This is a genomic window from Candidatus Protofrankia californiensis, from assembly GCF_900634765.1.
In the GTDB taxonomy this organism is placed as follows: domain Bacteria; phylum Actinomycetota; class Actinomycetes; order Frankiales; family Frankiaceae; genus Protofrankia; species Protofrankia californiensis.
Genome location: NZ_CAAAFT010000256.1, coordinates 38,900 through 49,269, shown reverse-complemented (window position 1 = coordinate 49,269; position 10,370 = coordinate 38,900). Strand labels below are relative to the sequence as shown.

The following is a 10,370-nucleotide window of genomic DNA, read 5'->3' as shown; positions in this document are numbered from 1 at the left end:
CCGCCGCCGGCCGGATTACCGGCACGCGACACTGCCCGCTCTCCAGCGCAGGCGCCGCCGGTCACCGCCCGGACACCCCCGCCGGCAGCCGTCCCCCCACCGCGGGTGGAGGCGCCGCCGGCAGCCGTCCCCCCGTCCGCCGGCGCGGGCAGCGGCGACCCTCCCATCCCCAAGCGCACCACGCCTGGTCGCCGCATCCTCGGCTGGCCGCGGCGCCGCCTATTCGCCGCCGTCATCCTGCTCCTTGCCGTCACCGGCATCGTCCTCACCGTCCTGGGGAGGGAGAATCCGAGCGGATCCAGTGCCCACCCCCCGGCGCCGGCCACCTCCACTCCGCCGACGCCGGCTCCCGACCGCCCCTTGCCGAGCCAGCCGCCGACCACCCACACCGGCCCCGCGTCGTCGGCTCCTTCTGCACCGCCCACCGCCACCCGGCAGTCGCCGGCTCCCACCCCCCGCTTGCTGGGCCAGCCGCTGACCGGCCACGACGGCCCCGTGTCGGCGATGGTGTTCTCCCCGGACGGGAAGATCCTGGCCACCGCCGGTGGCAGCGACAAGACGGCGCGGCTGTGGGATGTGACCGACCGAGCCAAGCCCCGTCTGCTGGGTGCGCCGCTGACCGGCCACACCGGCGACGTGACCGCGGTGGTGTTCGCCCCGGACGGGAAGATCCTGGCCAGCGCTGGCGGGACGGTGCGGCTGTGGGACGTGGCCGACCCGGCCCACCCCCGCCTGCTCGGCAAACCGCTGACCGGCCACAACGGCTGGGTGAAAGATGCGGTGTTCTCCCCGGACGGGAAGATCCTGGCCACCGCCGGTAAGATCGATAAGACGGTGCTGCTGTGGGACGTGGCCGACCCGGCCGTCCCCCGTCTCCTCGGCCGGTTCCTGACCGGCCACACCGGCGACGTGACCGCGGTGGCGTTCTCCCCGGACGGGAAGATCCTGGCCACCGCCGGCGGCAGCGACAAGACGGCGCGGCTGTGGGACGTGGCCGACCCGGCCAACCCCCGCCTCCTCGGCGCCCCGCTGACCCCCCGCATCGACTGGGTGAACGATGTGGTGTTCGCCCCGGACGGGAAGATCCTGGCCACCGCCGGCAGCAACGGGACGGTGCGGCTGTGGGACGTGGCCGACCCGGCCGTCCCCCGTCTCCTCGGCGCGCCGCTGGACCACACCGGCCAGGTGTGGTCGGTGGCGTTCGCCCCGAACGGCCGCACCCTGGCCAGCGCCGGCGCCGGCGCTCCCGGCAGCAACGGGACGGTGCGGCTGTGGGATGTCACCGACCGGACCGCCCCCCGCCTGCTGGGCGCGCCGCTGACCGGCCACACCGACACCGTGGACTCGGTGGCGTTCGCCCCGGACGGCTGGACCCTGGCCAGCGGCGGCTACGTCGGCGACCGGACGGTGCGGCTGTGGGCGGTGGACTGACCCGCCGTCGCCGGTCCAGGATCTCCGGGTCTGGGGCCCGGTAACCCGCTCCCTTACCAGGCCCCAGCAAACTAGACATAGCTGGATATTCTGCCCGCCGGGGTGGGAGCACCCGACCCCTCCGATGATGTTGCAAAAGGGGAACCGCCGGGCAGACGACCAGAGTGGTTCTGATCAATAAGTGTGGTCCGAACTGACCGACATCTGCGGTCACAACTCACCGCCAAAGCCACCCAGCCTGTCCGTTGACACTGGATCTTGCTCGTGTGTCATTCAATCTTGCTCACTGCGCGTCTGTGCCACCGAAGTCGGCCCGCCGCGTAGATGATCTGGCCTGTAGATGGTGTATCAGGCTGCTGACGCGATCGTCTGTCCTGACTGCTCCGGGTTTGGAGTCCTACCCACGGCACCCACCCGAGCGAGGCGGCAGACCCGGACCGAATTGACTGGCACAGACGATCAATCTTCCGGCACCGAGCCTCGCCCCGATCGACGACGCCGTGCCACTCAAACATGTCCAGCCTGGTCACAGCGCTACGGCCGGGCAATCTTCGCTGTCAACGGACACACCCGACCGAATCGGCCGCGCTCGCGGCGTAGCCCTCGCACGCTTTGTCCCGGTCTCCTGGTTGCCGCTCCGACGTTGCTCACGGTGGCGTGCGACGGCGTCGTTGTTGGCGCAGCGCACCGAGCAGTAGGTGCGTCGGCCGTTGCGGGATGTGTCAACAAAGGACCGATCGCAGGCACGGCGAGCGCATCGTCCAAGTCGGGTAGCACCGGCGAAGCACACGACGTAGGCGATTCCGGCGATGGTGACGGTGCGGATGTGGGTGTCGGCGTCGGCGTCGCTGTAGTGCAAGTGGGGGTGACCGTCATGCAGGGAGATGTGGGGCTGGCTGAAGGCGTCGGCCAGGAGCTTGTTGATCCTCTGGCAGCGCAGTTCCAAATCTTGCGGACCGAAGCAGGGAGCGAGTCGTCGACTCCATGCCCAGGTCCCCCTCGCCTGTGCGGCCGTCAGAGAGCGCTCCACTATCCCGTGCGAGGCCAGGACGGGTTCCAGCTCAGCCGCTGTCAACGGAGCAGACACATTGACCAGGTCGGCGGCCAGTTGCGCGCCCTCGCCCCCGTAATGGTTGAACTGCATAAGACTATTGCACCACTCTTGAGGAGGCTGCTGTCTGGCATATGCCTGAACAGCATCAGGTGTAGCCCAGGCCACCCTGCGTGGTTCGTGCATGTCTCAACGGAGAATGAGGTGTAGATCCACCAATGTCTGTTATCGCACCGGAACGCAGCTGCTCCACGATCGACCAGCACGTGAACGATCTGGCCGCCTCAGTCCACAAGCACGAGGCGCTGAACAACGAGTTCTACACGCGCTGGATAGGTGGGCCGCTGTCCTACCTGGAAGTCCGGGTCTTCGTCGAGCAGTACCTCGCACGCACCGTGAACACCAGCGTCATGGTGGCGCTTTCGGTGCTCAACACCGCTGATCTGAACGCCCGTGTGGAGTGCGTGAAGAACCTGTACTCCGAGTACGGCAATGGCAACCCCGAGAAGGCCCACCTGGTGCTGTTGGAGTCCTTCCTCAGCGACCTGCTCACGCGGCTGAAGGGTGCTTCCGTACCGATCGAGGACATCAGAGCAGCGCCCCCGCTGCCGACCACGACAGCCTTCAGCACGGGGCAACGGGAGCTGTTCACCTCAGACGATCAGCGGGTGGTGCAGGGCGCCCTGCTCGCTCAGGAACACCTGGCGTACTCGATGCTCACCCGCCTGTACGAAGGGGTGCGCAACTACAAGAGCGTCTATGACAGCGACGACGAGTTCCACGAGGCCTGCGAATACTTCTACATCCACATCGGCGAGGCGGAGAAGGACCACAAGGCTGAGGCCGTGATCTCCGCGGCGGCGGTCTGTGGGAACGAGGAAGATCTCAAGGCCGTGACGGAGGGGTTCACCCGGTTCCTGGACCTGACAGTCGACTACTGGCAGGGCGTGGCCGACGAGATGCGTCGGCGACGTTGATCGCAGGTTCCTGAGAGCGACGAGAAGGCCGGGAGCAAAGTCGGTGAGAACCGTCCGTCCGTCCCGGGAGGGCACCGCTGTAGCTCCCGTGCTGGTGCTGGCTCAGATCACCAGCCTGCAGGTGGGATCGGCCGTGGCCAAGGGAGCCTATGACCATGTCAGTCCCACGGCCCTGGCCGGTATGCGCCTCACCTTCTCGGCAATGATCATGTGGGTGTTGGTCCGTCCGCGCCTGCGGCAGATCACGGCCCGCCAATGGCGGGCCGTGATCTCGCTCGGCCTCGTCTTCGCGGCCATGAACATGGCGTACTTCCAGGCAATCAGCCACCTGCAGATCGGCGTGGCCGCCACCTTGGAGTTACTCGGCCCGTTGGTGTTGTCGATCGTCTTGTCCCACCGGCTGGAACACCTCGCAGCGGCGTTGCTGGCCCTGACCGGTGTGCTGCTGCTGACCACTTCGGGTGCATCGCTCTCCCCCCTCGGGATCCTCCTGGGCGTGCTGGCCGCGCTGTGCCGAGCCGGGTACGTGGTCCTCAATCAGCAGGTCGGGCGCCTGTTCCCCGACTGGAGCGGCCTCGCGGTGGCGTTGGCCGTCGGGGCCTGCATCCTCGCGCCAGTCGCTGCCGTCACCGATGGAGGCGCCATAGCAGAGCACCCAGCCGTCCTCGAGACCGGTCTTGGGGTGGCCCTGCTGTCCTCCCTGATCCCGTACTCACTGGACATGGCCGTCCTGCGACGCATCGACACGCGTGCCTTCGGAGTGCTGCTCGCGCTAAGCCCCGCCGTTGGAGCAGGCGTTGGGTTCGCTGTACTCCATGAACACCTCGCCGTACGCCAAGCCTGCGCGATTGCCCTGGTGGTCCTCGCCAGCGCCTGGTCGGTGAGCCGCTCCCCGCGCAGCGCCCCCATCCTTTCCCCCGCACCGGTATCGGCCGGCGACGGCCCGCCGATCAAGGACACCGAGCATTAGGCGCAAGCCTGAGGAACAGGTCGCGTTCCCGCCGACCACGCCCGCTCGCCCTCACGACGTTCGCTCCAGGGCCAGTGCCGACCCGATCTCTCGGTACGGCCTGGTCAGATCTCCCGCCCCTCACAACCGCTGCTGGTACCGCAGCGACAGAAAGAAAAAGACGAGGCCATGGATGTCATGACGGCAGTACTGACCCGCCGCAGCGAGCACCACCTGAGCGAACCGGCCCCCAGCAACGAGGAGTTCGCCCACCTGCTGCAAGCGGCCGCCACAGCACCCGATCACGGCATGCTCCGGCCATGGCGGTGGATCCTGGTCCGCGATACGGGGCGTCACGCCCTCGGCGCGTGCTTCGCCGACAACGCTGATCACGAGCGACGTGATCAGACAGCTGCCAAGGCCCTACGGGCACCGCTGCTGGCCACCTTGGTGTTCGCACCGCGACTCGACCACAAGATCCCCGAATGGGAGCAGCTGGCCGCCACCAGAGCCATGGCCCACTCCCTGATGCTGCTGCTGCACTCTCGCGGCTTCGGCAGCATTTGGCGCGCCGGCGCATTCACCAGCTCCCCTCGTGTCCGCCAGATGTTCGGTCTACAGGAGAGCGAACGCCTGCTGGGCTGGGTCTATATCGGCACTCCGGAGCGGACCAAAGCCCTGCGACGGCGCACTCCTGACGACATCACCGGCCGGCTCTCCGCGTTCGTCCCTGGCAGGTAAGCCTGGCTAGCGGTAGTTTGTTGGATCAGGGTGGGAGGTAGAGATACAGGCCCCGACGCCGAGCTGTCAACACTGCCCACCGGCGGGCCGGCAACCGGCCCGCCGCCGGTGCCGCCCGGACCAAGGCAGAAGCATCGTGAGCGCCGAACTGATCAGCCGGACCACCCGCGGCCTGTTCCGCGACCTCATGACCGACAGCACGCTCGGCAGGATCGGCGCGGCGTTCCAGGACGAGGGCTTCGCCCCAAACCCTGGCTGCACCTACGAGGACTCGAGCTCCCGCCGCACCCTCACTCAGGAGTACCTCGAAGCCGTCGACTGGACCGACCCCACCCACCTCGCGCGGGCGCTGCGGGTCTTCGAGCGCCTGCTCGACGACTTCACCGCCGACGACGTCGGCCGGGTCAGGGTCCTGACCTCCCTGCGGCGCGACGGCTACGTCCTCGACGAGGACACCGGCCACCTGGCCCCGATCGGCCCCCGCCTGCCCGACATCGCCCTGAGCGCCCTGAAGGACCCGTCCGCGATCCGCGAGCACCTCGACCGGATCCAGCGCGCGGTCGTCGACGACCCGGCGCTCGCGATCGGCAGCGCGAAGGAGCTGATCGAGAGCACCGCGAAGGTCGTCCTGACCGAACGCGGCCTGCCGGTCAACGACAAGGACGACGTCCCCGCGCTCATCCGCCAGGCCCAGCAGGCGCTCGGCCTGCACCCCTCAGCCGTCACGCCCGGACCCGACGGCAGCGAGGCGGTGAAGAAGATCCTCGGAGCGGTCTCCGGAATCGCGGTCGGCGTCGCAGAGCTCCGCAACCGTGCCGGCACCGGCCACGGCCCGGCAGTCACCCGGGCAGGCCTCGGCCCGCGCCACGCCCACCTCGCGGTCAACGCCGCTCTCACCTGGTGCCAGCTCGTCCTCGACACCCTCGCCGACCCCGACGCCCCCTGGCACAAGAACCCCTGATCATCGCTAGCGCCTACGGCTGTATGGACTCTCCGACTTCTACGTGGCGGCTGGTGGCACGGACCCGGCACTGGGTGTGGTCAGCGCCACGGCCGTCCGAAGCGGTCCTCGGTGTGGGCCTGGGCGACCGCGCGCCGCTCGAGCTCACCGGCGAGCGTCTTGCGCTTCCGGCGGACGTGCTCGCCGAAGCGGTCGGGGTAGCCGGCGGCTGCCGCGGCGCCGGGCCAGGTCAGGCTGCCGAGGTTGTCGGCGTAGGTCTCGATCACGACCAGCTCGTCGGGCTTGAGCATCCGGGCGACGTGGCCGAGCCGGTCGTCGGCGTACTCCCCAGGCGTGAGGTCGACGTCGACGAGCGTGTCCGCCGAGGACGCGGGTAGCTCGTCGAAGGTCTGCACGGCGCGGCCGCCGCGCACGTGACGCCACGTCGGCTGGAAGCCGGCCAGCTGGCCGCGGACCAGCCCGCCGAGCTCGTCGAGGACCACCAGCCCGTCGGCCTCCTCGTCGTCCGGCAGCGGCGGCAGGCACAGCAGCGCCAAGACCACCGCGGTCACCGCCTCGGCGCGCCGGTAGTCGTGCCCGGCGACCGCGCCGCGTTCGAACTGGCCCAGCCGGGCCAGGTAGGCCTCCACCTCGTCGTCGAGGTAGATCTCGATGAACCGTTCGACCTCGCGCAGGCGGCCCGCGAGGGCCGCGCGGCGGGCCCGCCGGACCGCGCCGAGCGCGCGCCGGGCCCAGGCACGGGCCAGGCCGGGCCCGGAGTCGAAGTCGGCCAGCCAGGTGTGGACCTGGTCGAACAGCGTCGAGGTCCACAGGTCGCCGAGCGACCCGAGGATCGTGTTGATGTTGAAGGTGAACGACTGGGCCAGCAGGGCGCCCGCGTCGAGCATCGGCATGGCCATCTTGATGCTGTCGAACGTGTTGCCGAGCAGCCGGGCAGCCGAGAACGTCTTCCCCAGGCCGGCTGCCTCGTAGAGCGACTTCGACAGCGACCCGCGCAGCTGGTCGTTAAGTCGCAGCGCGTCGCCGAACATCTGCGCGGGCGAGAACGACTTCGCCAGGAGGGGGCTGGCGTCGATCAGCGGCTTCGCCGTGGCCTTCTGGAGGTCGGCGATCCAGGAGTCGCCGAGCAGCCGGGTGGCCGGAAACGTCTTCCCCAGGCCGACCTCGTACAGCGACGCCGACAGCGACCCGCGGACGTCGGCCGTGACGGCGGCGACGGCATCCTGCATCGTGCGGGTCAGCGGCTGGAGGTCGAGCGTGTCCAGGAGCTCGCCGACGGACAGGCCGCCCGGGGCCTGCTCCAGCGCCGCGTCGAGGTCCAGGTCGACGTCGACAAGTGCAGGGTCAGGAGCGGGTCCGGGCTCCGCGGCAGCGCCGGACTCGGGGTCGGGAACGGTGCTCTCGGTCATGGGTCGGAGGGCTTCCTTCCTGGCGGTCGGGATGACCGCCTCACCCCTAGCCGCCGGCGAGCACCCAGAACGACAAAAAATCTTGAAACGAATTTGCGGTCCGGGCCACGCATGATCATCGCTGGCGCCAACGGCTGTACCAAATCCTCCTCGACCCCGTATTCGGTTCCTACCCCAGATAGCGCACGGATGGACCCCGCGCCGGCTGGCGTGAGGCCTACGCCTCCTTCGGGCGGCGGGCCAGTAGCTGTGCCTGCTGACCTCGTTCTTCCTCCACAGGTGCTCGCACCAGCCGGGCCACCTCGACGAGCCCTGCCTGGCTCACCAGCGTGGCCAGATGATCGGGCGACCACCGGTAGGCGACCGTCACTCGATGGTCGTAGGCCTGCACCTCGGCCGCGGGCTCGTCCGCGGCAAGAAAGGCGAGCAGCAGGTGGCCGCCGGGCGCCAAGACGCGGTAGACCTCGGCGAGGACCGCGGGGACATCGGCGGGCGGGATGTGGATGAGCGAGTAGCGGGAGACGGCACCGCTGAGCGTGCGGTCCGGTAGGTCCAGCGCGGTCATCGTGCCTACGTCGAACCGCAGCCCTGGATGAGCGCTCCGGGCCAGCGCGACCATCGCCGGTGACAGGTCAACACCGAACACGTCCAGCCCCAGCCTGTGCAGGTAGGCCGTCGCATAGCCAGGCCCACAGCCGAGGTCTGCGACCGGGCCGGCGAGGTCACGCACGACGTCGGCGAACGCGGCGAGCAGCGCACGCTCCAGCGGCTGACGGTCGAGAACGGCGGCGAAATGCTCGGCGTAGACGTCGGCGACACCGTCGTACGCCGCCGCGACGGTGGCCAGATAGGTCGGGGCAGGTTCAGCCATGGCCGATCACCATAACCCCGCAGCCGTGCCACCCTGCCGACCTCCGGGGGCGGTCACAACATCGCCCAGTGGCCCACGACCTCGAGCTGAACCCCTCGGTCATCGACCCTGCCAAACAGCGCGGCCGGAACCCTGCCAGTTACCGGGGCCGGTCACAGATCCTGTTTGTCCTGGTTTATAACGCCCGGGAAAACGCGTTCCCGGGCGGCAGACCCCCAAGGACACGCCGGGGGATGCCATCCCACAGGAAGATTTGCAGCGAAGATCGTTCGTCCCGCGTCAACGCAACAGTGCCCTCCGGTCGCGCCGACGGAAGGGACGACACGACGCTTCTTCAAGGCGCGGAGGGGGTGGACGGCGGCGGGACGGCGATCCAGCACGGGCAGTTCGGCGACGGCGTGGTATGCGCGCGGCGCCGCCGCATGGTCGCCCACCCGGTCGGCGAGGACTGACCCACGCGGCGTCATACCCTCCCCACGGTCAGCGTCTCCATCATGCAGAAGTAGAAGTCCTCGCGGTCCAGAACCCCGGATACCGGGTCGAACGCGCTCTCCCACTGTTGACGCTCCTGTTCGGACAGGTACGGCTCGGCGGTGGCCGCCAGCCATGTCGCGTTCGCGATCAGGTACCGTTTCGCCGCTGCGGACAGCGGGTAGGTCATCTGGACCACATACGGTCGTGTCGTCACCTGTTGGAACCCGACGGAGCGGAAGGCCCCGTGCATCTTGCGGGCGGTGAAGGTGTCAAATGGCGGTTCCGGCGGATTCTCCGTCACCGCCCGTGCGGCCGCCTCCAGCATCCTCGCCATCAGGTGTTCGCCCACCGGATAGAAGATCATCGCACCGTCGTCGAAATCCTTCGAGACCACACGTTCCCGCGACACGCGTTTCGCTTCTTTCAGGACGACCGGCAGATCGGCGGCGTAGCAGCAGCAGTTCCCGAGGAAAACGGTGTCGAAAGCGGCATCATCGAACGGCGTCGCCTCGAAGGTCCCCACCTCGAACTGCATGCTGTTACGCAGCGGATGACCCGTGAGGTGGGTGACAGCGTAGTCGATCAGCTCCTGCGATATGTCGAACCCGACGACGGTCCCGCCCGGCGCGACTTTCTCGGCAAACATCGACGTCCACAGGCCTGGGCCGCATCCCTGGTCAAGGACCGCGTCTCCCGGCCTGAGCGCCAGGTCGTCTACCATCCGACGCCGGTCGAGGTATTTCGCCTCGTGGTGGTCCAGAAGCCACGGCAGGGTAGAGAGCTGGAGGTCACGGTCGGTCATCGCACGGGTCCTTTCCTGAACGCCATTGGCGTTGTTTGTGCGCTGCTTTGCTACCGGCGCTGTCGTGACGGACGCCAGGGACGGCCCGCGGCTCCCCCGCGACGGTGGGAGCGGTCAAGGATCCTTGCCGTCCCGCCAGCGGGGAGCCCCGCGCCGCGCCTCGGCGGGGTGCGACGTGTGCTGGGTCAGGCCGCGTCGCCGGTGGGGACGCCGGCCCGGAGCGCGCGGACCTCGGCTTCCGGGTAGCGGCGGTGGCCGCCGAGAGTGCGGATCGAGGTCAGTTTCCCGGCCTTGGCCCAGCGGGTCACGGTCTTGGGGTCCACCCGGAACATGGTGGCTACCTCGGCGGGTGTCAGCAGCGGTGCGATTTGTGGTATTCGTGCCGATGTCATAAGGTCTCCTATCACAGAGTGTTGACGTCTAATATACAAACGGTTTTTCTTTCGGGGGCAATTCGGGCACGGCCCGGCAGGGTCATGTCCCGACGAGTCCGGTCACGTCCATCGGGGTGGCGCTACGGTCCGTGGCGAGTCACTCGTCGGGCATCGCCGGCGCGACAGCCGACCGGGCGCAGCAATCATGTTATTTAACGATTGCTTTTCAACAGTTACCCAGAGTGATATCTGGTTAGGTGGGTGGAGAGCGGGAGAAAGTGTGGGAAGAGCCAGGCAGCAGGGACAACCGGCTGAGCAGAAACGGTGAAG

Annotated in this window: 11 protein-coding genes; 6 read left to right on the top strand and 5 right to left on the bottom strand. The window is 68.5% G+C overall.

Features of this window, described 5'->3' with window-relative positions:
- The coding region (locus tag DD1DGNOD_RS27040) for a WD40 repeat domain-containing protein (protein ID WP_165036714.1) at positions 1 to 1,431 on the top strand (1,431 nt) is incomplete at its 5' end.
- Between the two features lie 526 nt (positions 1,432 to 1,957).
- Here the strand turns inward: DD1DGNOD_RS27040 and DD1DGNOD_RS14075 are convergent.
- The gene (locus DD1DGNOD_RS14075) at positions 1,958 to 2,575 is read right to left on the bottom strand and encodes a CGNR zinc finger domain-containing protein (protein ID WP_131770350.1); all 618 of its coding nucleotides are present in this window, start codon (positions 2,573 to 2,575) and stop codon (positions 1,958 to 1,960) included.
- Positions 2,576 to 2,700: 125 nt separating this feature from the next.
- On the opposite strand from DD1DGNOD_RS14075, the gene DD1DGNOD_RS14070 reads away from it, so the two are divergent.
- The 4 genes from DD1DGNOD_RS14070 to DD1DGNOD_RS14055 all read left to right on the top strand — a co-directional run bounded on the left by DD1DGNOD_RS14070 (position 2,701) and on the right by DD1DGNOD_RS14055 (position 6,110).
- Positions 2,701 to 3,459 (top strand): iron-containing redox enzyme family protein, encoded by a 759-nt coding sequence (locus DD1DGNOD_RS14070; protein WP_131770349.1) that lies wholly within the window; start codon positions 2,701 to 2,703, stop codon positions 3,457 to 3,459.
- A 43-nt stretch (positions 3,460 to 3,502) separates the two neighbouring features.
- Positions 3,503 to 4,429 (top strand): EamA family transporter, encoded by a 927-nt coding sequence (locus DD1DGNOD_RS14065; protein ID WP_241251499.1) that lies wholly within the window; start codon positions 3,503 to 3,505, stop codon positions 4,427 to 4,429.
- A 168-nt stretch (positions 4,430 to 4,597) separates the two neighbouring features.
- Positions 4,598 to 5,149 (top strand): nitroreductase family protein, encoded by a 552-nt coding sequence (locus DD1DGNOD_RS14060; protein ID WP_131766826.1) that lies wholly within the window; start codon positions 4,598 to 4,600, stop codon positions 5,147 to 5,149.
- A gap of 136 nt (positions 5,150 to 5,285) precedes the next feature.
- On the top strand, positions 5,286 to 6,110 hold the full coding sequence (locus DD1DGNOD_RS14055) for an abortive infection family protein (protein WP_206443163.1): 825 nt from the start codon (positions 5,286 to 5,288) through the stop codon (positions 6,108 to 6,110).
- A gap of 80 nt (positions 6,111 to 6,190) precedes the next feature.
- Here the strand turns inward: DD1DGNOD_RS14055 and DD1DGNOD_RS14050 are convergent, their stop codons facing one another.
- Positions 6,191 to 7,519 carry a hypothetical protein gene (locus DD1DGNOD_RS14050; RefSeq protein WP_131770348.1) on the bottom strand — a complete coding sequence of 443 codons (1,329 nt, stop codon included), beginning with the start codon at positions 7,517 to 7,519 and terminating at the stop codon, positions 6,191 to 6,193.
- A gap of 217 nt (positions 7,520 to 7,736) precedes the next feature.
- On the bottom strand, positions 7,737 to 8,390 hold the full coding sequence (locus tag DD1DGNOD_RS14045) for a class I SAM-dependent DNA methyltransferase (protein ID WP_131770347.1): 654 nt from the start codon (positions 8,388 to 8,390) through the stop codon (positions 7,737 to 7,739).
- A 233-nt stretch (positions 8,391 to 8,623) separates the two neighbouring features.
- On the opposite strand from DD1DGNOD_RS14045, the gene DD1DGNOD_RS14040 reads away from it, so the two are divergent.
- On the top strand, positions 8,624 to 8,842 hold the full coding sequence (locus DD1DGNOD_RS14040) for a hypothetical protein (RefSeq protein WP_131766824.1): 219 nt from the start codon (positions 8,624 to 8,626) through the stop codon (positions 8,840 to 8,842).
- Between the two features lie 11 nt (positions 8,843 to 8,853).
- On the opposite strand, the gene DD1DGNOD_RS14035 is transcribed toward DD1DGNOD_RS14040, so the two are convergent.
- Together DD1DGNOD_RS14035 and DD1DGNOD_RS14030 are read right to left on the bottom strand one after the other, a co-directional pair.
- Positions 8,854 to 9,666, bottom strand: coding sequence for a methyltransferase domain-containing protein (locus DD1DGNOD_RS14035; protein ID WP_131766823.1), 813 nt, complete (start codon positions 9,664 to 9,666; stop codon positions 8,854 to 8,856).
- Between the two features lie 185 nt (positions 9,667 to 9,851).
- Positions 9,852 to 10,058 carry a BldC family transcriptional regulator gene (locus tag DD1DGNOD_RS14030; RefSeq protein ID WP_131766822.1) on the bottom strand — a complete coding sequence of 69 codons (207 nt, stop codon included), beginning with the start codon at positions 10,056 to 10,058 and terminating at the stop codon, positions 9,852 to 9,854.
- Between the last annotated feature and the right edge of the window lie 312 nt (positions 10,059 to 10,370).